This window comes from Streptomyces sp. NPDC030296 (assembly GCF_055572815.1).
This window is the reverse complement of the sequence record NZ_JBVICQ010000006.1, coordinates 18,397-44,675: the sequence shown is the minus strand read 5'-3', so window position 1 is coordinate 44,675 and position 26,279 is coordinate 18,397. Positions and strand designations below refer to the sequence as shown.

Genomic DNA, 26,279 nt, shown 5'->3' with positions numbered 1-26,279 from the left:
GTTCCGGGGGTCGGCAGCTCTGGGAGCCGATCAGTTCTGCGGGCCGGTCAGTTCTGCGAGCCGGTCAGTTCTGCGAGCCGGTCAGTTCTGCGGGCGGGTCCTCGGCACCGTCACCGTCACCCTGAGGCCGTGCGGCTTGTGGTGGGCGTACGCGATGGAGCCGCCGCCCGCGGCTATCAGGGCCCGGGAGATGGAGAGCCCGAGGCCCGAGCCCTTGATGTTCTGGTGCGCGGTGCTGCGCCAGAAGCGGTCGCCGACACGCTCCAGCTCCTCGTCGCTGAGGCCGGGGCCGCCGTCGGTGACGACGACCGTGCAGTCCGGTCCGTTCGGGGCGACCTCGACCTCGACGCGCTCCCCGGCGGGCGTGAACTTGAGCGCGTTGTCGATCACCGCGTCCAGGGCGCTGGACAGGGCGACCGGGTCGACCCAGGCCGTGGTGGCCGGGCAGGTGCCGACCAGGGTCACGCCCTTGTCCTCGGCGAGCGGCGACCAGGAGGCGACGCGCTCGGCGGTCAGCTCCCCCACGTCGGTGAGCCGGAGATCGGACTCGGCGTGCTCGGCGAGCGCGAGGTCGAGCAGATCGTCGAGGACCTGCGCGAGGCGCTTGCCCTCGGTGCGGACGGAGGCGATCTCCTCGTTGCCCTCGGGCAGTTCCAGGGCCAGCAGGTCGATGCGCAGCAGCAGCGCGGCGAGCGGGTTGCGCAGTTGGTGCGAGGCGTCGGCGACGAAGGCGCGCTGCTGCTCCAGGACGTCCTCGACGTTGTCGGCCATCTCGTTGAACGACCGTGCGAGGCGCCTGAGTTCGGGCGGTCCACTGGCGACGGCGACCCGTGACTTCAGCCGTCCGGAGGCGATGGCGTGGGTGGTGGTGTCGAGGACGCGCACGGGCTTGAGGACCCAGCCCGTCAACCGCAGGGCGGCGCCGAGGGCGAGGAGCATCGCGGCGATCTCGCCGGCGCCGATGATCAGCCAGCCGCGCAGGATCTTGGAGCGCATCTGGCCGGTGGGCGAGTCGGTGACGACGACGGCGACGACGTCACCGTCGTGGATGACCGGCGAGGCGACCACGAGACGGCCGCGCTGCCACGGCCACACCTGCTCCGGGTCGTGTGGCCGCCGCCCCAGCAGCGCCTCGTCGAACGCCTCCTTCCCCTCGCCGGCCGCGGGCACGCCCCAGCCGAGGGGGGCGTTGGCCATGGGGCGCCGGTTGCGGTCGCGGTAGAAGACGCCGGCCTTGATGCCGTACACACTGTGGTACTGCTCCAGCTCCCGCTGGAGGGTGTCCCGGCGGCCGTCGCCCGAGATGTCGTCCGTCCGGGACCGGGTCGGGGACTCGGTGACGAACTGCGCGAGGGCCGCGAAGCGCGCGGTGTCGTCGATGCGGTCGACGACGACCTCCTGTTGGCGCGCCGCCGCCAGGCTCACCGCCAACGGGATGCCGAGGGCCAGCAGCACGGCGGCCATCAGGACGATGAGCAGCGGAAGAAGACGAGTGCGCACGCGGGAACGCTACGGCGTCGGGGGCACCAGCCGGTAGCCGACCCCGCGCACGGTCTCGATCAGGGCGGGCATGCGCAGCTTCGACCGCAGCGAGGCGACGTGTACTTCGAGGGTGCGTCCGGTCCCCTCCCAGCTGGTCCGCCACACCTCGCTGATGATCTGTTCCCGGCGGAACACGACACCCGGGCGCTGGGCCAGCAACGCGAGGAGATCGAACTCCTTGCGGGTCAGCTGGACGACCGCGCCGTCCACGCTGACCTGCCGGGTGGGCAGCTCGATGAGCACGGGTCCGAGGCGCAGCCCGGTGTCGCCGGAGGTCGTGGACTCGTCGGGGACCCGGCGCCGGGCGACGGCGTGGATCCGCGCGAGCAGCTCGCCGGTGTCGTACGGCTTGACCACGTAGTCGTCGGCCCCGAGGTTGAGGCCGTGGATGCGGGAGCGCACGTCGGAGCGGGCGGTCACCATGATCACGGGGATGCTGGTGCGCTTGCGTATCTTGCCGCAGACCTCGTAGCCGTCCTGGTCGGGCAGGCCGAGGTCGAGCAGGACGACGCCGAAGCCGGCGCCTTCCGGGACGAGTGCCTGGAGGGCCTCCTCGCCGCTGCGGGCATGGGTGACGTCGAAGCCGTGCCTGGCCAGGACCGCGGACAGCGCGGCCGCGACATGGTTGTCGTCCTCGACGAGGAGCAGCCTCATTCCGGCCCCCTCCGGTTCGATCGGGCAAGCGTTTGTCGGGCGTACGTTCGGTCGTACATACGGTCTCGGCTGGCACACCTTACGCGCACCTCGGCCGGCGTCGAGTTCCGCCCACTCAGGGGCATGACGTGAGGGCAAGCGGGGACCCGGCCGCTGAGGCCCGCCCACCTGGGCAGTGACACCGATGACTGAGGACGCCGTCAAGGCCGTACAGGTTCCGCGAGGGTTCCGTTACCCAGCCGAAACGCCCCCGCGCGGGTCCGCTACGCGCAGTGTCCGACTGCTACCAGATCGTTATGCTCAATTTCCCCTCAGATGTAATGACGCTGGTCGTCGCCGGTCACTACTGTCCTCCGAAACCGAGGAGGACGGAGCCAGAAAGCGATGACCGAAGTTTCGGTGGTCAAGGACGCGGTGCCCGCGGCCGACGACCTGGTCGTCCTGAAGAGCGTCAACAAGCACTTCGGCGCGTTGCACGTACTCCAGGACATCGATCTGACGATCACCAGGGGCGAGGTCGTCGTGGTGATCGGACCCTCCGGGTCCGGTAAGTCCACCCTGTGCCGCACCATCAACCGGCTGGAGTCGATCGACTCCGGCGACATTCTGATCGACGGCAAGCCGCTGCCCGCCGAGGGCAAGGCGCTCGCGCGACTGCGGGCCGACGTCGGCATGGTGTTCCAGTCGTTCAATCTCTTCGCGCACAAGACCGTGCTCGAGAACGTGATGCTGGGACAGCTCAAGGTCCGCAAGACCGACAAGAAGCAGGCCGAGGAGAAGGCCCGGAGCCTGCTCGACCGGGTCGGTGTCGGCACGCAGGCGGACAAGTACCCCGCGCAGCTCTCCGGTGGTCAGCAGCAGCGTGTCGCGATCGCCCGGGCGCTGGCGATGGACCCGAAGGTCATGCTGTTCGACGAGCCGACCTCGGCCCTCGACCCCGAGATGATCAACGAGGTCCTGGAGGTCATGCAGCAGCTCGCCCGCGACGGCATGACCATGGTCGTGGTCACCCACGAGATGGGCTTCGCCCGTTCGGCCGCCAACCGGGTGGTGTTCATGGCCGACGGCCGCATCGTCGAAGAGGCTGTGCCGGACCAGTTCTTCAGCAACCCCCGCAGCGACCGGGCCAAGGACTTCCTTTCCAAGATCCTGCACCACTGACCGCCCGACGAGGCCGGTCCCGGCCACAGGCACCCGCACCCATGACGGTCCGCATCTTCACCAGTCAAAGGATGTTCACCATGAAGCTTCGCAAGGCAAGCGCCGCCGCCTCCGCCGCGATCGTCCTCGCCCTGACCGCCACGGCCTGCGGTGGCGGCGACAAGGACGACAACGGCAGCGGTGGGGACGGCAACGGCAAGGTCACCATCGGCATCAAGGTCGACCAGCCGGGCCTCGGTCAGGAGACCCCGGACGGTTACGCGGGCTTCGATGTCGATGTCGCCAAGTACGTGGCCAAGGAACTCGGCTACGACGAGGGTGACATCGAGTTCAAGGAAGCGCCGAGCGCGGAGCGCGAGAACCTGCTCCGCCGCGGTGACGTGGACTTCATCGTCGCCACGTACTCGATCACGCCCGAGCGCAAGGAGAAGGTCTCCTTCGCCGGCCCGTACTTCCTCGCCCACCAGGACCTCCTCATCCGGGCTGATGACAACATCACCAAGGGCGAGGACCTGAACGGCAAGAAGCTCTGCTCGGTCACCGGTTCCACCTCGGCGCAGAACGTCAAGAACAAGATCGCTCCGAAGGCGCAGCTGCAGGAGTACGGCGGCTACTCGGAGTGCCTGAGCGGCCTGGAGAGCGGCGCCGTCGACGCGCTCACCACGGACGACTCGATCCTCGCCGGCTACGCGGCCCAGGAGCAGTACAAGGGCAAGTTCAAGCTCGCCGGGCTCAGCCTGAGCGACGAGAACTACGGCATCGGCATCAAGAAGGGCGACACGGAACTCCAGGGCAAGATCAACGCCGCGCTGGAGAAGATGGTCAAGGACGGTGCCTGGGAGAAGTCCGTCAAGGAGCACTTCGGCCCGGCCAACTACAAGAACGAGCCCGCCCCGGCCATCACCGAGAAGAGCTGACGGTTCCCTGACGGGGGGCCACCGGCTCGGCGACGCGCCGCCCCACCTGGGGCGGCGCGTCCCGCCAACGACACACGCGGAAGCGCGGGAGATCGTGTTCGACTTTCTTTCTGACTATGACAGCCCGAGTCTGTTGGGTGCCTTCTGGGTGACGGTGCAGCTCACCGTGTTCTCGGCCATCGGCTCCCTTGTCTGGGGCACCATGCTGGCCGCGATGCGGGTCAGCCCCGTCCCTCTGATGCGGGGCTTCGGCACCGCCTACGTGAACGTGGTGCGGAACATCCCGCTCACCGTCATCATCCTCTTCACCTCTCTGGGTCTGGCCGACACGTTCGGTGTCTCCATGGGTGCGCCTGACGACGTCAAGACGAGGGTGTTCCGATTGGCCATCCTCGGCCTGATCGCGTACCACGCGGCCTTCGTCTGTGAAGCGTTGCGCTCCGGCATCAACACCGTGCCCGTCGGCCAGGCGGAGGCGGCTCGCGCCATCGGCCTGTCGTTCACCCAGGTCCTCACCCTGATCGTGCTCCCCCAGGCGTTCCGTTCGGTCGTCGCACCTCTGACCAACGTACTGATCGCACTGACCAAGAACACCACCGTCGCCGCGGTGATCGGCGTGGGCGAGGCGGCCTACCTGATGAAGGAAATGATCGAGAACGAAGCCGAGTTGCTCCTCATCTCCGCGATCTTCGCGGTCGGCTTCGTGATCCTCACCCTGCCGACCGGTCTGATCCTCGGATGGGTGGCCAAGCGAGTGGCGGTGAAGCGATGACTTCCGTTCTGTACGACGCCCCCGGTCCCAAGGCCAAGAAGCGCAACGTCGTCTACACCGTGGCGTTCGTGGCCGTCATGGCCCTGGTCGCCTGGTGGTTGATCTCCGTCATGGTCGACAAGGGCCAGTTCGATTGGGCCAAGTGGAAGCCGTTCACCACCTCCGAGGCCTGGGAAACCTATCTGCTTCCCGCGCTCGGCAACACGCTGAAGGCTGCGGGGCTGGCTCTCGTCATCGCACTTCCGCTCGGGGCGCTCTTCGGTATCGCACGGCTCTCCGACCACAAGTGGATCCGGGTCCCGGCCGGTGTGGTGGTGGAGTTCTTCCGCGCCATCCCCGTCCTGATCCTGATGCTCTTCGCGAACGAGCTCTACGCGTCGTTCACCGACGTCAGCAGCGACATCCGCCCGCTGTACGCGGTGGTCACCGGCCTGGTCCTCTACAACGCCTCGGTGCTCGCCGAGGTGGTGCGGGCAGGCATCCTGTCCCTCCCGAGGGGGCAGACCGAGGCGGCTCAGGCCATCGGCCTGCGCAAGGGCCAGACGATGACGAACATCCTGCTGCCGCAGGCCGTGACCGCGATGCTGCCGGCGATCGTCAGCCAGCTCGTCGTCATCGTGAAGGACACCGCCCTGGGTGGCGCCTTGATCGGCTACGCGGAGCTCCTCCGCTCCGTGCGGACGATGAGTGGGTTCTACGCGAACGTCATCCCCACCTTCATCGTCGTCGCCGTGTTGTACATCCTGCTGAACTTCCTGCTCACCAGTTTCGCCAGCTGGCTGGAGCGCAGGATCCGCGGCGGCAAGCGATCCACCGGTGCCGTGGTGGGCGCCGCCCAGCTCGACGAGTTGGAGACGGTGGGGCCGGAGCCGACCACCGACAAGCAGACGGGTCCGTAGCCGCGTTCGAGTGAGCGGTCCGCGCAGCCGAGAACGGAGCGGTCCTCGGTCCTTCCCCGCGGGGAAGGACCGAGGACCGCTCCGTGTCGTTTCAGCCGATGGGCTTGATGGACGTGCTCCCGGAGGCTCCGTCCGCGTTGAGCTGGTGAATGGTCAGAGTGACGTTCGCCTTCAGGTTGCCCATGGGCGACAGCACGACGGACTTGTTGCAGCCCTTCACGGTGGTCTCGACCGTGTCGACGTTCTTCCCCCACTTGACGGAGGCACGCGCCTTCCACCAGGCACACTTCTTGTACGTGATACGGATCGAATGCTTCCGCAGGTTCTTGAGGGAAGTGCTGCGGTACTGCTTGTCGACCCAGGTGTACGGGTAGACGATGATCTTGATCTTGCCCTGGCGCTTGCCCAGGTACTTCTCGGTGGGACCGTCGGCGGTCGCCGCCGGAACGGCCAGCGCGGAAGCAAGCACCGCCGTCCCCATCACCATGGCGCCACGGCGCACCGCTCCGCCCATGCCCTTGCTGTACATCTGTGGCTCCCTTCAGAAGCCTCTCGCCTGAACCGTCGTGTGGTCGTGGTGGATTGCGCGCCTCAGGCGGGGTAGTCGCCCCAGTTCCAGCGCCAGGTGTCCTTGAAGGGCGTCCTCTTGGCGTCGCTGTAGACGATGGTCGACGTGGCCCAGAACTGCTTGCACTTGTTCTTCGGCGGCATCCCCTTGATGACAGTCGAGTACGGCGCCTTCTTGCTCGCCACGTTGACCCGGTAGACGCGCTTCTTGGTGGTGGTGCAGTAGATGTCGCCGCTGAAGTTGGCGATCTTCCGGCCCTTCTTGCAGCCCTTCGCCGTCTTGAACCACACCTTGAGGTAGGTGCCGAACTGGTCCGAGTCGTACCACGCCTTCAGTTCCGGAGCTCCGCACTTGGCCTTGACCGCCGCGGCCGGCTCCGCGAGAGGTGCCGCCTCCGCGGCGGGCGCCGCCATGACGCCCATCGCCAGTGCGCAGGCAGCTGCGGCGACCGCACGCCCCGCTCTGCTGCTCGTCCTGTTCCCCGTCATGTCGTTCCCTTCTCATCCAGGACGGTGTGTACGGCCATCACTGTGGCCCGGACGAGTGCGAGGGAATCTCCCCGGCAAGGGGGAAGCCCGAAAGGTCACCCCTCGAAAGGGGATTGACAGGGAAGGGGACGGCCGAGGTGTGCGGGCGCCTGTCGCGGCGCGCACCCTCCCCAAAGGTCGATTGACGCGGTCTCGCGAGAGCCGGAGGATCGGGCCCGAAGCCGCGGCGAATGCCGACCGCTCGCCGACGGCTGCTCAGGTGCCACCACGCTCGTGACGACCACAACGGGGACCGGATGCTACGGGTGGGAATCATCAACGACAGATCACTCGCGCGCGCGGGTCTGCGCGGGATGCTTCAGGCCCTGCCCCCGGAGACGGCACACGGGCTCCGCAGCAGTGTCGTGTGCGAGGGAAGGGTCGACCAGGCGACGGCACTCGTGCGCGTCACCCGCCCCGATCTCCTGGTCAGTGGGGACACCTGCGGTCAGTCCTCACTCCTGCTGCTGAGGTCCCTCGCCCGGCTGGCACGACCCCCATTGGTCCTGGTCATCGGCGAACGTGTCTCGGAGACGGACGCCCGCACCCTCCTCTGCCACGGCGCCGCGGGCGTCCTGCTGCACCGCTCCGCGGCCAGAAATCTCGCATGGGCCCTCGCCGCCGTCGTGGAAGGCAGCCGCGCGCTCTCCCCTGAGCTCGCCGACGCGGTCATCAACGGACGTCCCCTCTCTCCGCACTGCCCAGGCACGGACACGGAACGCCTCGGCAGTCTCAGCCCGCGCGAACTTGAGGTCCTCGCCCTGATCGGCGACGGTCTTCCGAACCGTGCCATCGCCGAGACACTCCACATCAGCCCCGACACGGTGAAGGACCACGTGCGCGCCCTGTGCGGCAAACTCCACGCGACCAGCCGCATCCAGGCCGCCCGCATCGCCTGGCAGGCCGGGGTCGTCCCGTCCCCCGCCTGACCGGCGGCGCTCGCGTGATCAGCCCCGGTCCGCGTAGTGCCGCCCCTTCGACAGCCCCGCCATGGGTCCCTGCCTCCATACATCGTCATCGGGCTTGGGCCGCCACCGTCGCCGTCACTTGACGCAAGCACCGGCAATGGGTTGCATACGTTCTGTGATCGTGCACCCTGCTCCAACTTCTTGTTCACCTACGTCCTCCGGGACGCCGCTGCGGGCAGGGGGCGCCGCGCCGTGGACCCGGTGATCATTGTCGGGGCGGGGCCCGTGGGGCTTGCGCTCGCGCTGGCGTTGGCGCGTCAGGAAGTGCCGTCCGTGGTCCTCGACGAGGGGCCGGGCAAGGACGAGCAGCGGCTCGCTCGGACGGTCGTGCTGCAGGAGGACACGGCCGCTCTGCTGGAACGATTGTCCGGCGTCCCCTTCACGGAAGGGGGATGTCGCTGGACCGGATGGCGGTCCATGCGGCGCAAGCAGACGGTGCGTCAGGTCCGGTTCGGGGAGATCGACCCCGACGAGGCGGAAGGCTCCGCCCGGGACGCGGTGAGGGGCCCCCGCAACGCCGCCGAGGACACCGTCGAGGGCTCCGTCGGCCTCCCCCCGCTCCACATCCCGCAGCACGTCCTGACCACCGCGCTGCGCGACGCGATCGCCGGGGAACGGCTCGTCAAGGTCGCCGTGGAAAGCCGTGTGGACGCCATCGAGCAGGAGGCGTCCGGGGTCACGGCCCACACTCGCGGCCCCAGGAGCACGTGGTGGCGAGGCAGTTATCTGGTGGGGTGCGACGGGCCCCGTTCCACCGTGCGCAAGCTCCAGGACATCCGCTTCCCGGGCCGCACGGCCGTGGAGCGGCACGCCGTGGCGGCACTGCGCGTGGAACTCCCCTGGCCAGGGGAAGCGTTGCTGCACCGGATGCCGCCGTGGCGGACGTCAGGTCCCTCCGGCGGTGAGGTGACCGCCCGGCCGCTCGACGACGGAGCCTGGCGGCTGGACTGGCTGTTGCCGCCGGGCAAGGACCTCGTCACCCCCGAACTCCTCGTGACCCGCGTCCGGGAGACCCTCGCGGGCTGGTCGGGGGGCGCAACACCCCCGTACGACCTGTTGGACACCGGTGTGCACACCGTTCACCACCGGCTCGCCCGGCGGTGGCGGGTCGGCCGGGTCTTCCTCGCCGGGGACGCCGCCCATCTGCTCGGCGCGCTCGGTACCCAGGGCCTCGACGAAGGGCTGCGCGACGCCGACAACCTCGCCTGGAAACTGGCGCTGGCCTGGCACCACGGCCCGCACGAGGCACTCCTCAACAGCTACCAGGCGGAGCGCCGCGCGGTCGTCGCCGCCCGGCTGCGCGCAGCCGACCAGGCGTTGCCCCTGGTGCGCGGCGGCAAGGGGCTGCGTTCCTACGTCCCCGGTTCGGGCCGGGGCCACGACGCGCTGCTCGCCGACGGACACCTGGGGCGCGGCCCGCTGGGTGCGCCGGGGGCGTACACCGACTCGCCGCTCATGGCTCCGCACACCGCTTCCGAGGCGCCGATCGACACGCTTCCGGGTGCCCAGGTCGTCGACGTCCAGGTGACCGCCGAGGACGGCACGTTCGTACCGCTGCGCGACCGGCTCGGGCGGGGAGCGCTGCTGGTGGTGCTGATCGCGCCGGGTACCGGGGTGTGGGAGCGCAAGCACTGGGTGAGCGCGGGGATCATGCCGCGGCTCGCGGCGGCGGTGTCCGCCCTGCCGCACTCCGCCGAGCTACTGGTGGCCGAGAGCTACCCGGGCGCGGCCGCCCACACCGTGCTCCTCGTACGGCCCGACGGCCACCTCGTCACGGCCCTGAACGGCGTGCGCCCGGCCGATCTGTACGCGGCGGCGGAGGCGGCCCTGGGCGGGGCGAAGCAGCAGCCCGAGTCCACCGAGGCGACCGCGGCATCACACTGAGCCGTTGCGCCGCTTGCGCCATTGCCGGTGCCCTGGTGCGCCGGTGCGCCGGTGCAGGCTCGTGTCCGGCCGCTTCTCGCGACGACCGTCTCTGTGTGTCCACATAGTGACGGTCGGTTGACCGGTCCGGCCGGTCGTGGTGTACTCCGGACCGTGATCGACACCTCTACGCGCCTGTGGCGGAGGGTCCACATGGACCTCGTCCGCTACGCGGGCTGCGTGTGTCGGCCGTCCTGCTGATTCGCATCCCTCTTCCCCGCACGCGCCGCCGTTGTGCCGACGTGCGCTCCCGCGAACCATTCGCCAGGACGGTCCCCGTGTCTGTGTCTCCCGCTGTCTCTTCCTCCTCGCCCTCCGCCTCCGCGTCCTCCGCGACTTCCGCTTCCGTGGCCTCCACCCCCGTGGCCGCCCCTGCTTCGGGTTCTTCCGCTCCCACTCAGTCCGAGCTGCTCGACTTCGCGCGCCGGACGGCTGCCGACGCCGAGCTGGTCGCCTCGCTTCCGCTCGACCCCGAAGGGCGCACCTGGGTGCGGCTCGAAGGGCCCGGCGGCAGCGAGGCGTGGCTCATCGGGTGGCCGCCCGGCTCCGGAACCGGCTGGCACGACCACGCCGACTCGGTGGGCGCGTTCGTCACAGCCGCGGGGGAGCTGAAGGAGTACTCCCTCGCCGCGCGGCTGCCCACCGACGGCTGGAAGACCCTCGAACTCACCGACGGTGTCGACCGTGAACGCCGGTTGCCCAGCGGCCAGGGTCGTTCCTTCGGCCGCCACCATGTGCACGAGGTGCTGAACGAGTCCGCCGAGGAGCACTCCATCTCGGTGCACGCCTACTATCCGCCCCTGCCCCGCATCCGCCGCTACAGCCGCACGGGCCAGGTGCTGCGCCTCGAGCACGTCGAACGCCCGGAGGACTGGCAGTGAGCGCCCACTCCCAGAGGTACTGAGCGATCACTGACCGCCTTCGCTCAGTACCCCTCCTCCAGCCCCTCCGTGTCCTCGCCCTCCTCCTCCAGCGCCTGTCGGACCACCCGCAGGGCCATCCCCTCGGGGTAGCCCTTGCGGGCGAGCATGCCCGCCAGGCGGCGGAGGCGTTTGTCACGGTCGAGGCCTCGGGTGGAGCGCATCTTGCGGGCCACGAGCTCGCGCGCGGTGGCCTCCTCCTGGTCGGAGTCGAGCTGGGCGACGGCGTCGTCGATGAGGGCGGAGTCGACGCCTTTGGTACGCAGTTCCCGGGCGAGGGCCCGCCGGGCCAGGCCCCGGCCGTGGTGGCGGGACTCCACCCAGGCGTCCGCGAACGCGCTGTCGTTGATCAGCCCGACCTCCTCGAACCGTGACAGCACCTCGTCCGCCACGTCGTCGGGGATCTCCCGCTTGCGCAGGGCGTCGGCGAGTTGCTTGCGGGTCCGCGGGGTCCCGGTGAGCAGGCGCAGGCAGATCGCCCGTGCCCGCTCAGCCGGGTCCCCTGAGGACTCCCCTTTCTCGGCCCTCGACGAGAAAGACGAACCCCCGTCCTGTGGCCCCCCGTCGTCATACGGATCGCCGGCCGACTCCCCGAAGCCGCGTCGTCGCCCCCCGCGGCCTCGTCGACCACGTGTCTCACCGGCCGCGCCGCCCGGTGAGACACCGCCGCCACGGCTTCCGCCACCACGTCCACGGCCACCGCGCGGCGCGCCCCCACCGGAGGGCCCACCATCCTCCGGCGGGTCGGCGACATGTTCCCCGTCGGCGTCGCCGGCGTACGGTCCGAACTCCTCTGCGGCGGATCCCCCGGTACCCCCGCGCCCCCGGCTCTCAGGGGCACTGGGGTATGCGTACTCGCCCCAGTCCGTTCTGCGTGTCACGGACTAGCTCTTGGCCGCCGCGGCCTTGGTCTTGGCGGTCTTGGCAGCGGGGGCCGGCACCGTCTTCGCGTCGTCGGCGGGTGCGGCGGCGGCCGCGGCGTCCGCACTCGGTTCGGCGGTGGGTTCCTCGGGTCGTACGCCGACGCCCAGCTTCTCCTTGATCTTCTTCTCGATCTCGTTGGCAAGGTCGGGGTTGTCCTTGAGGAAGTTGCGGGCGTTCTCCTTGCCCTGGCCGAGCTGGTCGCCCTCGTACGTGTACCAGGCGCCGGCCTTGCGGACGAAGCCGTGCTCCACACCCATGTCGATCAGACCGCCCTCGCGGCTGATGCCCTGGCCGTAGAGGATGTCGAACTCGGCCTGCTTGAAGGGCGGCGCGACCTTGTTCTTGACGACCTTGCAGCGGGTGCGGTTGCCGACCGCCTCCGTGCCGTCCTTCAGGGTCTCGATGCGGCGGATGTCGATACGCACCGAGGCGTAGAACTTCAGCGCGCGGCCACCGGTCGTGGTCTCCGGCGAGCCGAACATCACGCCGATCTTCTCGCGGAGCTGGTTGATGAAGATGGCGGTGGTCTTGGACTGGTTGAGCGCGCTGGTGATCTTCCGGAGGGCCTGGCTCATCAGTCGGGCCTGCAGACCCACGTGGCTGTCGCCCATCTCGCCCTCGATCTCCGCGCGCGGGACGAGCGCGGCGACGGAGTCGATGACGATGAGGTCGAGGGCGCCGGAGCGGACGAGCATGTCCACGATCTCCAGGGCCTGCTCGCCGTTGTCCGGCTGCGACAGGATCAGGTTGTCGATGTCGACTCCGAGCTTCTTCGCGTACTCGGGGTCGAGGGCGTGCTCGGCGTCCACGAACGCGACCTGGCCGCCGGCCTTCTGGGCGTTCGCCACCGCGTGGAGGGTCAGGGTCGTCTTACCGGAGGACTCGGGGCCGTAGATCTCCACCACTCGGCCACGCGGCAGGCCGCCGACACCGAGGGCCACGTCCAGCGCGGTCGACCCGGTCGGGATGACCTCGATGGGCTCCTTCGACCGCTCGCCCATGCGCATGACCGCGCCCTTGCCGAATTGTCGTTCAATCTGTGCGAGCGCGGCGTCGAGCGCCTTCTCGCGGTCGGTTCCTGCCATGGGTTCCACCCGATTTGCTTGAGTCGATCGCTTCACGTGAAAGACGCTAACGCCTGCCACTGACAATGGGCCCCGACGCCCGCCCGGCCTGTGGATAACTCGGGTACTTCTCCACACAAACCCTGTCGAACTTCCCGTCGAGAGGCTCGCCGGAGCCCCCATAAGAATGGATGTTCGAATTTGGTGTCAAGCGCACCACGCGACCCCCGGGGACTTACGGAAGCGGCGATTCAGCTCGTCGACGATGGCGATGGCCGGGCACCGGAGCTGGTCGCCGCACCCGCGAAGGGGGGCGGAGTCATGCCGCCGGGCGTCAGTCCCGCGGAGTGCCGCCTTCTGATCCGGAGCTTCCCTCGGGACCCGTGTCACGGCCCGGCCCCTGCGAACCGTCCTCCGCCCGGGGACCGTCTCCCCCCTGGGGACCGTCCTCGCCCTCGGGACCGTCCTCGCCCTGAGGACCGTCCCCCTCCTGAGGCCCGGTCTCCTCCTGCGTGGCGTCGTCCGACGGTCGCTTCGTGCCCCACTTGTGCTCCAGCCGCTCACGCACGCGCGTGAGGACGTCGTTCCCGGAGCCGTCCTCGTCCCGCTCCGTGCGCGGACGGTTCCGGAGACGGGCGAGGAGGTTGCCGGAGCCGCGTCTGCGGTGGCCGTGGACGCGCGGGTCGTCCGTGACGGCGTACCGCTTCACGTACGCCCCGAGGAACGCCTGGAGGGTGGCGATGGCGGGGATCGCGATGAGCGCGCCGACGGCGCCGAGGAGCGCGGTGCCCGCGACGACCGATCCGAAGGCGACGGCCGGGTGGATGTCCACGGTCTTGGCGGTCAGCTTGGGCTGCAGCACGTAGTTCTCGAACTGCTGGTAGATGACCACGAAGACCAGGACCCACAGCGCGTACCAGGGGTTGACCGTGAAGGCGATCAGCATCGGCAGGGCGCCCGCGAGGTAGGTGCCGATGGTGGGAATGAACTGGGAGACCAGGCCGACCCAGACCGCGAGGGCGGGGGCGTACGGCACGTTCAGGTACTCCAGCAGGACGTAATGGGCTATGCCGGAGATCATGGCCATCAGGCCGCGGGAGTACAGGTAGCCGCCGGTCTTGTCGACGGCGATCTCCCACGCGCGCAGCACCTCGGCCTGCTTGGCGGGCGGCAGCACGGAGCACAGCGCGCGCCGCAGCCGGGGGCCGTCGGCCGCGAAGTAGAACGAGAACAGGCCGATCGTCAGCAGCTGGAAGAGGCCACCGAGGACCTGCGCGGAGACGTCCAGGACGCCGGTGGCGCTGTTCTGGACGTACCTCTTCAGCCAGTCCGAGCGGAGCAGTCCCTCCTGGATGTCGACGCGCCTCAGCTCGGTGTGGAAGGTGGTGTTGATCCAGCTGATGACCGAGTCGAGGTAGGCCGGGAAGTCCTCGACCATCTTGATGATCTGGCCGGCGAGCATCGAGCCGAGGAGGGTGACGAAGCCCGCGACCGCGATCAGTGTGAGCAGGAAGACGAGGAAGGTGGCGAAGCCCCTGCGCAGCCCCTTCGAGGCCATCCAGCTGACCGCGGGCTCGATCGCGAGGGCCAGGAAGAACGCGATGAGGATGTTGACCAGCAACCCGATGAGCTGGTGGAACGCCCAACTGCCCAGTTGGAAGACGGCGACCAGCGAGAGCGCGAGCACCATGGCACGCGGCAGCCAACGCGGCATGCCCGAACTCGGCCTGGTGCCGACCGGGGGCCCGGTGGGCGGCGCCGTACCGGAGGGGGATGCCTGGGGCTCGACCTGCGCGGTCTCGTCTGAGGGGGCCACGGACCAAGTCTCGCCCACACCACCGACAATCGGCCCCCGCCCCCTGCACCTTCGGGCCCTGAGGCGACGACCTCGCTACCGATATGGAAGCCTTTCAGCGGTTCTCGGCCGGAACGCCCATCGTCGTGCACACCACGCGCCACACGTCCTTGGCCTCCCAGCCGGCGTCCAGCGCCTCGTGCACCGTCCGTCCACCGAGTTCGGACATCACATGATCGCGCGCGAAGGTTTCGGCGTACCCCTCACCGAAGTGTTCCGCCATCCGCTGCCAGAAGACCGTCAACCGCATGACTCCAGTATCCCGCCCCAGGGGGTGGGCCGGGCGGGGACGGCCTGCCGATACCGCTTTCCGCCCTACGGTCTGACGCATGGCCGAAACCGGAGCATCCCCACGCCCCTCATCGCCCCCGGCGCACACCCCGCTCGCCCGCGCCGAGCAGTTCGTCTGGCTGACCGCGCGGGTACTGGAGCAGCGCCGCTTCGCGTACCACTTCCTGGACGGGAGCGCCGACGCGGTGGAGGCCGCGCTGGCCGCCTACCGCACCGCCGACGAAGGGTACGGGCACGCGCTCGAACCGGATCTGCGCGGGCCGGTGAGCCAGCCCCTGCACACCGGACACGCGTTGCGGGTGCTGGACTCGATCGGGCGGTGTGCCGGACAGCGGGTGGAACGCGTGTGCCGCTATCTGACGTCGGTGTCGAACCCGGACGGCGCCCTGCCCGCCGTGCATCCCGGTCAACGCGGATATCCGGCGGCCCCGTTCGTGCCGATCACCGACGACCCACCCAGTGAGCTGCTGGCCACCGGGCCCGTCGTGGGCTTGCTGCACCGCAACCAGGTGTGGCACGCGTGGCTGTTCCGGGCGACCGACTTCTGCTGGCACGCGGTCGAGACGCTGGAGAAGTCGCACCCGTACGAGGTCCAGGCCGCCGTGGCGTTCCTGGACTCCGTGCCCGACCGTCCGCGCGCGCAGGCGGCCGCCGACCGGCTCGGCCGGCTGGTGCGCGAACAGCGGCTGGCCGCGCTGGATCCCGGGCGGCTGGAGGAGCATCCCGTGGCGTCCGGTTACGCACCGGGTGAGCACCACTTCCCGTTCGACTTCGCGCGTACGCCGGAGTCGCTCGCACGCGCGTGGTTCACCGACGAGGAGATGTCCCGTTCACTCGACTTCCTGGAGAGCGAGCAGCGCGACGACGGCGGGTGGCCGATCCGCTGGCGCCAGTGGGCCCCGGGAAGCGCCCTGGAGAGCCGCCCGATCGTGACGATCGAGGCACTGCGCACGCTGCGCGCGTACGGGCGGTCGATCGGCTGAGGAAGGGGCGGCGGAGGAGATCGCAGCGACAGCGCCACACGCGCGCACGCGTAGGCGTACCGCTGTCTCAGCCCGTGATCGCCCGCACCCCCGCGGTCACGATCACCGCCGCTGCCACGACCAGCAGGAAGGGCGCGCGCAGGAGGAGCGCGACGGCGGCCGCGGCGACTCCCGCCGCCCTGGCGTCCAGCACGAGCGCACGCCCGTCGGCGAAGGTCTGCTGCGCCGTGAGGGCGGCGAGCAGCGCTACGGGGAGCAGAGCGGCCAGGCGTCGGACGAGGGGGCGTTCCAGGACGCCCTCAGGGACCAGCAGACCGATGAGCTTGACGGCGTAGCATCCGACGGCGGTCACGGCGATCGCGATCCAGACGTTCATCGGTCCTCCTCCTGCGGGCCGCACTGGTCGCGCCGTGGGTCGTGGGAGTCGTGCGAGTCGTTCACCGCGCGGTCGCCGGTCTCCCGCTCGCCGTTCTTGCGGCGCCCTTCCATCCAGAGGGCGAGGGGAGCGGCTGCCGCGGCCACGAGCACCGGCACCCCTGCGGGCAGGACGGGCAGCAGCCCCAGGCCGAGGAGGACCGCGATGCCGGCCACGGCCCGTTCCCTGGTGGTGTTGAGCATGGGCGCGAGGAGCGCCAGGAAGACGGCCGGCCCGGCCGCGTCGAGCCCCCACGCCTCGGTGTCGCCGATGGCCTCCGCGCCAAGCGCGCCGAGGAGCGTGGTGAGGTTCCACAGCAGATAGAGGCTCAGCCCGGTGACGGTGAAGCCGATCCGGGCGGCCCGGCGCGTGGGCTGGGCGAGCGCGACGACCGTGGTCTCGTCGATCACCCACTGCGCGGCGAACGGCCGCACCGCGCGCGGGAGGGCCAGCAGCTGTGACAGACGCAGCCCGTAGAACGCGTTGCGCACCCCCAGGAAGAAGGCCCCGGCCGCCGCCGTGAACGGATTGCCGCCGGCCGCGAGCGCGCCCACCAGGGCGAACTGGGAAGCACCGGTGAACACCAGGAGGCTCAACGCGCAGGTCTGCGGCAGGCTGAGCCCGCTGCCGGCCGAGGTCACCCCGAAGGCGAAGCCGGACAGTCCGACGGCGACCCCGACCGCCAGGGCGTCCCGGACGACGGCCCGATCAGGCTTGACGCCCCCTGTGTCGTGCGTGCCTGCGAAAGCTGTCTGTTCTGCCACACCTCGGACGGTAGGACTACCAGCACCTAAGAATCTTGTACGTTCTTGCGCCCGCGTCCGCCGCCCTGTGTCTCCCTGTCGTGCCCGGTGCTCCTGTCGTGCCCGGTGCTCCTGTCGTGCCCGGTGCCCCTGTCGCCCTCGTGTTCCCTGCTGCCTTCGTGTTCCCTACCGCCGTAGCGTGCCCGCAGGTCGTCGGGGTCGCCTCTGCGTTCCCGCTGGTACGCGCCCGGGGGTACGCCCACGATCCGGCTGAAGTGGCGGTTGAGGTGTGGCTGGTCCGTGAAGCCGACGGCGACGGCCGCCTCGGCGGGGGCCGTGCCCGCGTCGAGCAGGGCCCTGGCCCGGCGGACGCGGGCGTCGGTCAGCCAGGCGTGCGGAGGCATGCCGTAGGCGGTGCGGAAGGCCCGCAGGAGGGCGAAGGGGCTGGTGCCGAGGTCCGCGGCGAGTCGCTCCAGGGTGGGCGGGTCGGCCATCCGCTCCTGGAGCACCGCACGCGCGCGTGCCGCCGCCGAGGAACCAGCAGCGCGGGCGGTACGCCGGGGCAGCGGGCCTCCGTTGAGGCGCAGCAGCCGGGTCACGGCGACGCGGAGCAGGGTGTCGGCGGCGAGCGCGTTGCCCTCGTCGGCGGCCCGCAGCACCTGGTGGACCAGACCGACGGCGTAGGGATCGTGGAGCACGGGGCTGATGAAGCCGGGGGTGCCGCGGATCATCGTGGTCTCGGCGGCGATCTCGGCCACGACCTCCGGCGACGGGTAGACCGCGCCGTACCGCCAGCCCTCGGGTCCGCCCGCTCGGCCCGTGTGGGGGGTGTCGGGGTTGACCAGGGCCAGCGTGCCCGGGCCCGCGTACTGGTCGGCGTCGCCGTGATGGAAGACCTCGACACCGTCGGCGATGGCGGCGATCACGAAGTTCTCGTGGGTGTGCCGAACGAACCTCTTCTGGACGTATCTGGCCCGCAGCAGGTCGACACCGGGCAGTGCCTCGTACCGCCAGTGCCGTGCCCGCTCCGTCGAACCCGCCATGCCTACATAATGCGTCCTGCGACCACCGACCCCTGCCGACATGTGCAGGTCGGACGGGAGGGGATGGCTCGGCTCGCTCGCAAGGGAGACCGGGCTGTCGTCTGCGCAGGTCACGGCCATTGTCAGTGGGCGGGTGCAGGATGGGGGCATGGTCAGCTCCGCAGATCGAGCCCTCGACGGCTTCTCCCCCGCGACCCGCGGCTGGTTCACGGGGGCCTTCTCCGCGCCCACCGCGGCCCAGGCCGGGGCGTGGCGGGCCATCGGCGAGGGCTCGGACGTGCTGGTGGTGGCCCCGACCGGCTCCGGCAAGACCCTGGCCGCGTTCCTCGCCGCGTTGGACCAGCTGACATCGACCCCGCCCCCGGCGGACCCGAGGAAGCGCTGCCGGGTGCTGTACGTGTCACCGCTGAAGGCCCTCGCGGTGGACGTCGAGCGGAATCTGCGCAGTCCGCTGACCGGTATCCGCCAGGAGTCCGTCCGCCTGGGCCTGCCCGAGCCCGAGGTGAAGGTGGGCATCCGCTCGGGCGACACCCCGGCCGCCGAGCGCCGTGCCCTGGCCACACGTCCGCCCGACATCCTCATCACCACCCCCGAATCGCTGTTCCTCATGCTGACGTCGGCCACGCGCGACGCGCTGACGGGCGTGGAGACGGTGATCCTCGACGAGGTGCACGCGGTCGCGGGCACCAAGCGCGGCGCGCATCTCGCGCTGTCCCTGGAGCGGCTCGACGAGTTGTTGCCGAAGCCCGCGCGCCGTATCGGCCTGTCCGCCACCGTGCGCCCCGTCGACGAGGTGGCGCGCTATCTCTCCCCGCGCCGCCGGGTGGAGATCGTCCAGCCCGCGTCCGGCAAGGAGTTCGACCTCTCCGTGGTCGTCCCGGTGGAGGATCTGGGCGAGCTGGGCGGCTCCCCGGTCGCCGAGGGAAACGAGGGGGCGGAACGCCCGTCGATCTGGCCCCATGTCGAGGAGCGGATCGCCGACCTGGTGCAGGCACACCGCTCCACGATCGTGTTCGCCAACTCTCGCCGTCTCGCCGAGCGCTTGTGCAACCGGCTGAACGAGATCGCGTACGAGCGGGCCACCGGCGAGCCCTTGGACGAACACCACGCACCGGCAGAGCTGATGGGCGGATCGGGTGCGGCTCAGGGAGCTCCCCCGGTCCTCGCCCGCGCCCACCACGGCTCGGTCTCCAAGGAGCAGCGTGCCCTGGTCGAGGAGGACCTCAAGGCGGGCCGGCTGCCGGCCGTGGTCGCCACGTCCAGTCTGGAACTGGGCATCGACATGGGTGCCGTGGACCTCGTGGTCCAGGTGGAGTCGCCCCCGTCGGTCGCGTCCGGGCTGCAGCGTGTGGGACGCGCGGGACATCAGGTGGGAGCGGTCTCCACGGGCGTGGTCTTCCCGAAGTACCGCGGTGACCTGGTGCAGGCGGCCGTGGTCACGGAGCGGATGCGCACCGGTTCCATCGAGTCCCTGAGGATTCCGGGCAATCCCTTGGACGTGCTGGCGCAGCAGCTCGTCGCCATGACGTCGATGGACACCTGGCAGGTCGACGACCTCCTCGCCGTGGTCCGGCGGGCCGCGCCCTTCGCCTCGCTCCCCGAGTCGGCGTTCACGGCGGTCCTCGACATGCTCGCCGGCCGCTATCCGTCCGACGCCTTCGCGGAACTGCGCCCGCGCGTGGTGTGGGACCGGGTCACCGGCACCGTGACCGGCCGCCCCGGCGCCCAGCGCCTCGCGGTCACCTCCGGGGGCACCATCCCGGACCGCGGCCTCTTCGGGGTCTTCCTCGCCGGCTCCGACCCCAAGAAGGGCGGCGGCCGGGTAGGGGAGCTGGACGAGGAGATGGTGTACGAGTCGCGTGTCGGGGACGTCTTCACACTGGGCACCAGTTCGTGGCGTATCGAGGACATCACACGCGACCGGGTTCTGGTCTCCCCCGCACCGGGCGTTCCGGGCCGTCTGCCGTTCTGGAAGGGCGACCAGCTGGGCCGCCCGCTCGAACTGGGCCGCGCGGTGGGCGCGTTCCTGCGCGAGGTGGGCTCACTGTCCCAGGAGGACGCCCGACTGCGCATGCTGGCCGCCGGCCTCGACGCCTGGGCCGCGGACAACGTCCTTTCCTACCTCGCCGAGCAACGCGAGGCCTGCGGCCATGTCCCGGACGACCGCACGATCGTCGTCGAGCGCTTCCGGGACGAGCTGGGCGACTGGCGGGTCGTCGTCCACTCGCCCTTCGGCGCCCAGGTCCACGCCCCGTGGGCGCTCGCCCTCGGGGCCCGTCTGTCCGAGCGGTACGGCATGGACGCCCAGGTCATGCACGCCGACGACGGCATCGTGCTGCGGCTGCCGGACGCCGACCTCATGGGCCTGGACCTCCTCGACATGGAGCCCACGAAGGCCGGCACGGAGTACGACGCCGAGCAGGCGCCGGTCGGCGCGGCGGACGTCGCCTTCGACAAGGGCGAGGTCGACCAGATCGTCACCGACCAGGTGGGCGGCTCGGCCCTGTTCGCGTCCCGCTTCCGCGAGTGCGCCGCCCGCGCGCTCCTGCTGCCCCGCCGCAACCCCGGCAGGCGCACCCCGCTGTGGCAGCAGCGGCAGCGGGCAGCCCAACTACTCCAGGTGGCGAGCGAGTTCGGCTCGTTCCCGATCGTCCTGGAAGCGGTCCGCGAATGCCTCCAGGACGTGTTCGACGTGCCGGGCCTCGCCGAGCTGATGGGTGACATCGAGTCCCGCAAGGTCCGCCTGGTCGAGGTCACCACCCCGGAGCCGTCGCCGTTCGCCCGCTCGCTCCTCTTCGGCTACGTGGCCCAGTTCCTGTACGAGGGCGACTCACCGCTCGCCGAGCGCCGCGCCGCCGCCCTGTCGCTGGACTCGCGACTGCTGGCGGAGCTGCTGGGCCAGGCGGAGCTGCGCGAGCTGCTCGACGCCGAGGTGCTGACCGAGCTGGAGCAGGAGCTGCAGTGGCTCACGGAGGACCGGCGGGTCAAGGACGTGGAGGGCGTCGCGGACCTGCTTCGTCTGCTCGGGCCGCTGCAGGACGGCGAGTTGGCGCAGCGGGGGGCCGAGCCGCAGTGGGCGCGGGAGCTGGCCGGGGCCCGGCGCGCCATCCGGGTCCGGATCGCGGGCACCGACCACTGGGCCGCGATCGAGGACGCGGGCCGCTTGCGGGACGCGCTCGGCACGGCTCTGCCCGTCGGCGTGCCGGAGGCGTTCACCGAACCGGTCAAGGACCCGCTCGGCGACCTCCTCGCCCGGTACGCGCGCACCCATGGCCCGTTCACATCGGCCACGGCGGCCGCCCGCTTCGGCCTCGGTGTGGCCGTCACCGAGGGCGCCCTGCACCGGCTAGCCGCGAACGGCCGGGTCGTGCAGGGCGAGTTCCACCCGGCGGGCATCGGCCAGGAATGGTGCGACGCGGCCGTACTGCGCCGGCTGCGCCGCCGTTCTCTCGCCGCGCTGCGACACGAGCTGGAGCCGGTGCCACCCGCCGCGCTGGCCCAGTTCCTGCCCCAGTGGCAGCACGTCGGCCAGGGACACGGGCTGCGCGGCATCGACGGCCTGGTGCGGGCGATCGAACAGCTGCAGGGCGCCTCCGTGCCCGCGTCCGCGCTGGAGAAGCTGGTCCTGCCGTCCCGGGTCGCCCAGTACACTCCCGCGATGCTCGACGAGTTGACGGCCGCCGGAGAGGTCGTGTGGGCGGGCGCCGGTGCCCTCCCCGGCAAGGACGGCTGGGTGTCGCTGTACCTGGCGGACACGGCCCCGCTGCTCCTCCCGCCCCCGCACCCGCTGGAGCTGACCGCACTCCACCAGTCCGTCCTGGACGCCCTGTCCGGCGGCTACGGCCTGTTCTTCCGTCAGATCGCCGACCAGGTCCGCGCCACGACCCATCCCGACGCCACCGATCCCCAACTGGCCGATGCCATCTGGGACCTGGCCTGGTCGGGCCGCCTCACCAACGACACGCTCACCCCCATGCGCTCCCTGCTCGGGTCGGGCCGCACAGCGGGTTCCACGGCCCACCGGGCCAAGCGCGCCGTCCCGCGCGGCCGCTACGGCTCCCTGACCGCCGCGGCACGCACCCAGTCCCGTACGGGGCCGCCCACGGTCGCGGGCCGCTGGTCCCTGCTCCCCGCCCACGAACCCGACGCCACCGTCCGCGCCCACGCCCTCGCCCGCACCCTTCTCGACCGGCACGGCGTGGTCACCCGGGGTGCCGTCTCCGCCGAGGGCGTCGAGGGCGGCTTCTCGGCGGCGTACCGCGTCCTGTCCGTGTTCGAGGAGAGCGGCCAGGCCCGCCGCGGCTACGTGGTCGAGGGACTCGGCGCGGCCCAGTTCGCCATGGACGGCGCGGTGGACCGCCTGCGTGCGGTGGCCAACGCCCGCGAGAGAGGCGAGGCCGCCCCGGGTATGGGCCCGAACGGCCACGCCCGGGCCCCTGCCCCGGCACCCGGCTCCCCCACCAGCCCCGGCGACCTGGACCTCCCCGACTGGCTGACCGACGACGCCTTCCCCGCCACGGACGGGACCGCGACGCCCCCCGCCGGGACGGCCCCCTCCGGACCCACGTCACCCCTGAACTCGTCCTCCGGTTTCCCCTCGCCCGACGGCCATGACGGCTACGGCGGCACGAGCGGTCGCAGCGGTTACGGCGGCTACGACCTCCAGCGGCCTACGGGTGCCCAAGGCCGGAACGGCCTGAACGGCCTGAACGGCCTGAACGGCCCACCGAACCGCACTCGCACCGCTCCCTCCAACCGAGCGGTTGTCCTGGCCGCCGCCGACCCCGCGAACGCCTACGGGGCCGCCCTCTCCTGGCCCGACCCGCCCACCGAGGCCGGGCACAAGCCGGGCCGCAAGGCGGGCTCGCTGGTCGTCCTCGTCGACGGCGAGCTCACCCTCTACATGGAACGCGGCGGCAAGACCCTCCTGGCCTGGCCCGCCGACCCGGACGCCAGACCCCAGGACGACCCACGCCTCCGCCCGGCAGCCGAGGCCCTGGCCACCGCCGCCCGCGCCGGCTCCCTCGGCACGGTCACCGTGGAACGCGTGAACGGCACCTCCGCCCTCACCTCCCCCCACGGCCCCCTCCTGGAAGGAGCAGGCTTCATCGCCACCCCCCGCGGCCTGCGCATCCGCGCCTGAGCCGCCACGCCACGCCCCCACCCCCTCCCGCATGCCACCCTTGACCCATGCCCGAAGGTGACACCGTCTGGCAGACGGCGAAACGGCTGCACGCCGCCCTCGCCGGCAAGGTGCTGTACCGCTCCGACCTGCGCGTGCCGAAGTACGCGACGGCCGACCTCACCGGCCGTACCGTCCTCGACGTCACCCCCCGGGGCAAGCACCTGCTGACCCGCGTCGAGGGCGGTCTCACGCTGCACTCGCACCTGCGGATGGACGGCTCCTGGAAGGTGTACGGAACCGCCGAGCGCTGGACCGGCGGCCCGGCGCACCAGATCCGCGCCATCCTGGGCACCCTCGACCGCACGGCCGTCGGCTACCGCCTCCCCGTCCTGGAACTACTGCGCACCACCGACGAACAGCGAGCCGTCGGTCACCTCGGCCCCGACCTGCTCGGCCCCGACTGGGACCCCGACCTGGCCCTCGCCAATCTCCAGAGCGACCCCGCGCGCCCCCTCGGCGAGGCCCTCCTCGACCAGCGCAATCTCGCCGGCATCGGCAACGTCTACAAGAGCGAGCTCTGCTTCCTGCTCCGCGTCACCCCATGGCTCCCCGTCGGCGCACTCCCGCAGGACCGCGCCGCCCTGCTTCCGGCCCTCGCCAAGAAGCTCCTCGAAGCCAACCGTGACCGCCCGATCCGCAGCACCACCGGCCTCCGCCTCCACGACCTGTTCGTGTACGGCCGGGCCCCACGCCCCTGTCTGCGCTGCAACACCCCCATCCGGGCCGGTGACCAGGGCGACGGCTCCCGCGAACGCCCCACCTACTGGTGCCCCACCTGCCAACAGGGCCCGGCCCCGGCACCGGGCACACCCAGAGCGACCCGCCCGCGCCCCCAGCGCCGTACCCCGAGCTGACAACCAATTGACGACCCGTCAGAAACGCTCGTACGGTCACCGCATGCCCATCAAGGCGTACGACCTGTCCGGCCGCACCGCGTTCGTCACGGGAGCCGCCGGTGGCATCGGCCGCGCCTCGGCCGTTCTGCTCGCCGAGGCCGGGGCGACCGTGCACTGCGCGGACCTCGACGTGCAGGGCCTGCACGAGACGGCCGCGTTGATCCAGGAGGCGGGCGGCACCGCCCACATCCACCACATCGACGTCACCGACCGCGCCCAACTCACGCAGGCGGTGGCTGCCTGCGAGGGCGGCCTCCATGTGATGGCGGCGATCGCCGGGATCATGCACAGCAGCCCCGTGCTGGAGACTCGGGACGAGGACCTCGACCGGGTGTGGAGGGTCAACTTCAAGGGTGTGCTGTACGCATGCCAGGAAGCGGCCCGCCACATGATCGCCGGTGGGACGCGGGGCAGCATCGTCACCATGGCCTCCGGCGCGGTGGACACCGGTGGCCCCGGGCTTCTCTGCTACGGCGTGACCAAAGCCGCCGTGGTCCAGCTGACGAAGACCCTGGCCACCGAGGTCGGCCCGCACGGCATCCGGGTCAACGCGGTGGCGCCCGGGTGGACCCGTACCCCCATGACCGACCGCCACGACAGCGAGGCACAGGCGCGGACCGAGTCGTTCATGGCCCGTCTGTCACCGCTGGGCCGGGTCGGAGAGCCCGACGACATCGCGCACGCCGTACTGCACCTCGCCTCCGACGCCTCGTCATTCACCACGGGCCAGATCATCCGCCCGAACGGCGGCGTCGCCATGCCGTGGTGACCCTGAGAAGCCCCCAAGGCGCCGCCACGCGCCCCCCACGTCCCTCCGCCCCGCGCCCCGCACCGTCCGCTCCCCGCGCCGTCCGCTCCCACCTCTCCCCCGCACCCTTCGGCACGCAATGCACGGGCAGGAGACTCAGCCCCCACCCCCCGGCCACGACCGCCCCCTCCACCGCGCCGGCATCCGGCGCGACAGCGAGTCGCAGCACTCCCCACCACCACAGCGCACCGAGCCCCAGAGTCGCCCCCCAGCGCACTATCCGCATAGCCGCCACCTCCAGGCCTTCGGGCCTCACCAGAACGACGCTAGACGGCCCTCGACGCGGCCGGGGAGGGCGCATCACCGGCACAGGGACGCACGACTCACTCACGGGGACGGCACCCACACGCCGCCCGGTGCGCCCCGCAGTCTCACACCGCTCCGGACACGCACCCGGCGCACCCACCGGCGCCCGCCCAGGCCGTAGCCGCGACTGTGGCACTGCCCCTGACAGCGTCCCAAGCCGCAGCACCCGACCCCGCAGGACCGCACCGCACCCACCCCGGCACGACGCCCCCCACAGCCACAGCCACAGCCACAGCCACAGCCACAGCCACAGCCAGGTGCTATCCGTTCTCCGCTTGGAACATCCAATGGTGCTTCTCGAGATCCGCCGTGATCTCGATGAAGATGTCCTGGCTCACCGGATCCGCCTCCGCGGTGCTCTCCACCCGAGTCCGCATCCGGGTGATCACCGCGCTGAGGGCGTCCACCAGCGTGCCCACGGCGTCCGTGTCCTTGACCCAGCCGTCGGGCACCTTGCCGATGCCGCTGCTCCCGGCCACCGTCGCGGCGCGCCCGTCCGGCGAGACGCCGAGCGTGGCCGCTCGCTCGGCAACGGTGTCGGAGTGCAGTCGCGCGCTATCCACGACCTCGTCGAGCTGCAGATGGACCGAACGGAAGCGGGGCCCGACGACGTTCCAGTGGATCTGCTTGGCCACGAGGGACAGGTCCACGAGATCGACCAGGGCGCCTTGCAGCGCCTCGGAGACGATCTTGAGGTCGGCGTCGGACAGCGGGCTCTTGACGACGTACATCGGCGCGCTCCGGTTCTCGATGTGACGTACGGACGTACGACCTGGCCGGCCCTACGCCCCTGACGACGGTGTGCGTGGCGCACGAACTTCTCGCGCGCACGCCCCCGAGCCCGCCCTTCCACCATGACCGCACACCCCCACCCCGGCAAACGGGAACCCCAACCCGCTCAGCTCACCCCACGCA

At 71.0% G+C, this 26,279-nt stretch carries 25 protein-coding genes; 12 read left to right on the top strand and 13 right to left on the bottom strand.

What is annotated here, in order from left to right:
* Positions 1–81 precede the first annotated feature (81 nt).
* Positions 82–1,500, bottom strand: a complete 1,419-nt coding sequence (locus ACZ4Z3_RS18445) for a sensor histidine kinase (RefSeq protein ID WP_468501971.1) — start codon at positions 1,498–1,500, stop codon at positions 82–84.
* 9 nt (positions 1,501–1,509) lie between these two features.
* Positions 1,510–2,196, bottom strand: a complete 687-nt coding sequence (locus tag ACZ4Z3_RS18440) for a response regulator transcription factor (RefSeq protein ID WP_468501970.1) — start codon at positions 2,194–2,196, stop codon at positions 1,510–1,512.
* Between the two features lie 384 nt (positions 2,197–2,580).
* Here ACZ4Z3_RS18440 and ACZ4Z3_RS18435 point away from each other — a divergent pair, with 384 nt between their 5' ends.
* The 4 genes from ACZ4Z3_RS18435 to ACZ4Z3_RS18420 all read left to right on the top strand — a co-directional run bounded on the left by ACZ4Z3_RS18435 (position 2,581) and on the right by ACZ4Z3_RS18420 (position 5,945).
* Entirely contained in the window at positions 2,581–3,357 is a 777-nt protein-coding gene (locus ACZ4Z3_RS18435) for an amino acid ABC transporter ATP-binding protein (RefSeq protein WP_055715723.1), read from the top strand.
* A gap of 80 nt (positions 3,358–3,437) precedes the next feature.
* A complete protein-coding gene (locus ACZ4Z3_RS18430; RefSeq protein WP_468501969.1) occupies positions 3,438–4,274 on the top strand; it encodes a glutamate ABC transporter substrate-binding protein in 837 nt (278 codons plus the stop codon).
* A 94-nt stretch (positions 4,275–4,368) separates the two neighbouring features.
* Positions 4,369–5,046, top strand: coding sequence for an amino acid ABC transporter permease (locus ACZ4Z3_RS18425; protein WP_468501968.1), 678 nt, complete (start codon positions 4,369–4,371; stop codon positions 5,044–5,046).
* Complete coding sequence (locus ACZ4Z3_RS18420) at positions 5,043–5,945, top strand: amino acid ABC transporter permease (protein WP_468501967.1); 903 nt, start codon at positions 5,043–5,045, stop codon at positions 5,943–5,945. Before ACZ4Z3_RS18425 ends, ACZ4Z3_RS18420 begins: the two co-directional genes overlap by 4 nt.
* Positions 5,946–6,036: 91 nt before the next feature.
* Here ACZ4Z3_RS18420 and ACZ4Z3_RS18415 read toward each other — a convergent pair whose 3' ends face one another.
* On the bottom strand, positions 6,037–6,474 hold the full coding sequence (locus ACZ4Z3_RS18415) for a hypothetical protein (protein ID WP_468501966.1): 438 nt from the start codon (positions 6,472–6,474) through the stop codon (positions 6,037–6,039).
* Between the two features lie 62 nt (positions 6,475–6,536).
* Entirely contained in the window at positions 6,537–7,001 is a 465-nt protein-coding gene (locus ACZ4Z3_RS18410; protein WP_468501965.1) for a hypothetical protein, read from the bottom strand.
* Between the two features lie 305 nt (positions 7,002–7,306).
* Between ACZ4Z3_RS18410 and ACZ4Z3_RS18405 the strand changes: the two genes are divergently transcribed.
* The 4 genes from ACZ4Z3_RS18405 (at position 7,307) to ACZ4Z3_RS18390 (ending at position 10,812) form a co-directional block, all read left to right on the top strand.
* Positions 7,307–7,969 (top strand): response regulator transcription factor, encoded by a 663-nt coding sequence (locus ACZ4Z3_RS18405; protein WP_468501964.1) that lies wholly within the window; start codon positions 7,307–7,309, stop codon positions 7,967–7,969.
* Positions 7,970–8,200: 231 nt separating this feature from the next.
* Positions 8,201–9,892: an FAD-dependent monooxygenase gene (locus ACZ4Z3_RS18400; protein WP_468502345.1), complete on the top strand. Its 1,692-nt coding sequence runs from the start codon at positions 8,201–8,203 to the stop codon at positions 9,890–9,892.
* 27 nt (positions 9,893–9,919) lie between these two features.
* A complete protein-coding gene (locus ACZ4Z3_RS18395) occupies positions 9,920–10,132 on the top strand; it encodes a putative leader peptide (RefSeq protein ID WP_468502344.1) in 213 nt (70 codons plus the stop codon).
* Positions 10,133–10,278: 146 nt separating this feature from the next.
* A complete protein-coding gene (locus ACZ4Z3_RS18390) occupies positions 10,279–10,812 on the top strand; it encodes a cupin domain-containing protein (protein WP_468501963.1) in 534 nt (177 codons plus the stop codon).
* Positions 10,813–10,856: 44 nt separating this feature from the next.
* Here the strand turns inward: ACZ4Z3_RS18390 and recX are convergent, their stop codons facing one another.
* The 4 genes from recX to ACZ4Z3_RS18370 form a co-directional block, all read right to left on the bottom strand.
* A complete protein-coding gene (gene recX, locus ACZ4Z3_RS18385; RefSeq protein WP_468501962.1) occupies positions 10,857–11,732 on the bottom strand; it encodes a recombination regulator RecX in 876 nt (291 codons plus the stop codon).
* Between the two features lie 3 nt (positions 11,733–11,735).
* Positions 11,736–12,860, bottom strand: a complete 1,125-nt coding sequence (gene recA / locus ACZ4Z3_RS18380; RefSeq protein WP_468501961.1) for a recombinase RecA — start codon at positions 12,858–12,860, stop codon at positions 11,736–11,738.
* A gap of 313 nt (positions 12,861–13,173) precedes the next feature.
* Positions 13,174–14,553 carry an AI-2E family transporter gene (locus ACZ4Z3_RS18375; protein ID WP_468502343.1) on the bottom strand — a complete coding sequence of 460 codons (1,380 nt, stop codon included), beginning with the start codon at positions 14,551–14,553 and terminating at the stop codon, positions 13,174–13,176.
* A 196-nt stretch (positions 14,554–14,749) separates the two neighbouring features.
* Entirely contained in the window at positions 14,750–14,944 is a 195-nt protein-coding gene (locus tag ACZ4Z3_RS18370) for a DUF3046 domain-containing protein (protein WP_055538943.1), read from the bottom strand.
* Positions 14,945–15,023: 79 nt separating this feature from the next.
* Here ACZ4Z3_RS18370 and ACZ4Z3_RS18365 point away from each other — a divergent pair, with 79 nt between their 5' ends.
* Positions 15,024–15,968: a hypothetical protein gene (locus ACZ4Z3_RS18365; protein ID WP_468501960.1), complete on the top strand. Its 945-nt coding sequence runs from the start codon at positions 15,024–15,026 to the stop codon at positions 15,966–15,968.
* Between the two features lie 67 nt (positions 15,969–16,035).
* Here the strand turns inward: ACZ4Z3_RS18365 and ACZ4Z3_RS18360 are convergent, their stop codons facing one another.
* The 3 genes from ACZ4Z3_RS18360 to ACZ4Z3_RS18350 are packed head-to-tail and all read right to left on the bottom strand — an operon-like array spanning position 16,036 to position 18,169.
* Entirely contained in the window at positions 16,036–16,344 is a 309-nt protein-coding gene (locus tag ACZ4Z3_RS18360; RefSeq protein WP_468501959.1) for an AzlD domain-containing protein, read from the bottom strand.
* Positions 16,341–17,147: an AzlC family ABC transporter permease gene (locus ACZ4Z3_RS18355; protein WP_468501958.1), complete on the bottom strand. Its 807-nt coding sequence runs from the start codon at positions 17,145–17,147 to the stop codon at positions 16,341–16,343. Before ACZ4Z3_RS18355 ends, ACZ4Z3_RS18360 begins: the two co-directional genes overlap by 4 nt.
* A 26-nt stretch (positions 17,148–17,173) precedes the next feature.
* Entirely contained in the window at positions 17,174–18,169 is a 996-nt protein-coding gene (locus ACZ4Z3_RS18350; RefSeq protein WP_468501957.1) for an AraC family transcriptional regulator, read from the bottom strand.
* A 148-nt stretch (positions 18,170–18,317) separates the two neighbouring features.
* On the opposite strand from ACZ4Z3_RS18350, the gene ACZ4Z3_RS18345 reads away from it, so the two are divergent.
* Genes ACZ4Z3_RS18345 through ACZ4Z3_RS18335 form a run of 3 tightly spaced genes read left to right on the top strand, consistent with a single transcriptional unit; the run spans position 18,318 to position 25,019 of the window.
* Entirely contained in the window at positions 18,318–23,312 is a 4,995-nt protein-coding gene (locus ACZ4Z3_RS18345) for an ATP-dependent helicase (protein WP_468501956.1), read from the top strand.
* 47 nt (positions 23,313–23,359) lie between these two features.
* Positions 23,360–24,208, top strand: a complete 849-nt coding sequence (locus ACZ4Z3_RS18340) for a DNA-formamidopyrimidine glycosylase family protein (protein WP_468501955.1) — start codon at positions 23,360–23,362, stop codon at positions 24,206–24,208.
* Between the two features lie 43 nt (positions 24,209–24,251).
* Entirely contained in the window at positions 24,252–25,019 is a 768-nt protein-coding gene (locus ACZ4Z3_RS18335; RefSeq protein WP_468501954.1) for an SDR family NAD(P)-dependent oxidoreductase, read from the top strand.
* On the opposite strand, the gene ACZ4Z3_RS18330 is transcribed toward ACZ4Z3_RS18335, so the two are convergent.
* Together ACZ4Z3_RS18330 and ACZ4Z3_RS18325 are read right to left on the bottom strand one after the other, a co-directional pair.
* Complete coding sequence (locus ACZ4Z3_RS18330) at positions 24,982–25,284, bottom strand: hypothetical protein (protein ID WP_468501953.1); 303 nt, start codon at positions 25,282–25,284, stop codon at positions 24,982–24,984. The genes ACZ4Z3_RS18335 and ACZ4Z3_RS18330 overlap by 38 nt on opposite strands.
* A gap of 340 nt (positions 25,285–25,624) precedes the next feature.
* A complete protein-coding gene (locus tag ACZ4Z3_RS18325; protein WP_468501952.1) occupies positions 25,625–26,095 on the bottom strand; it encodes a Dps family protein in 471 nt (156 codons plus the stop codon).
* Positions 26,096–26,279 lie beyond the last annotated feature (184 nt).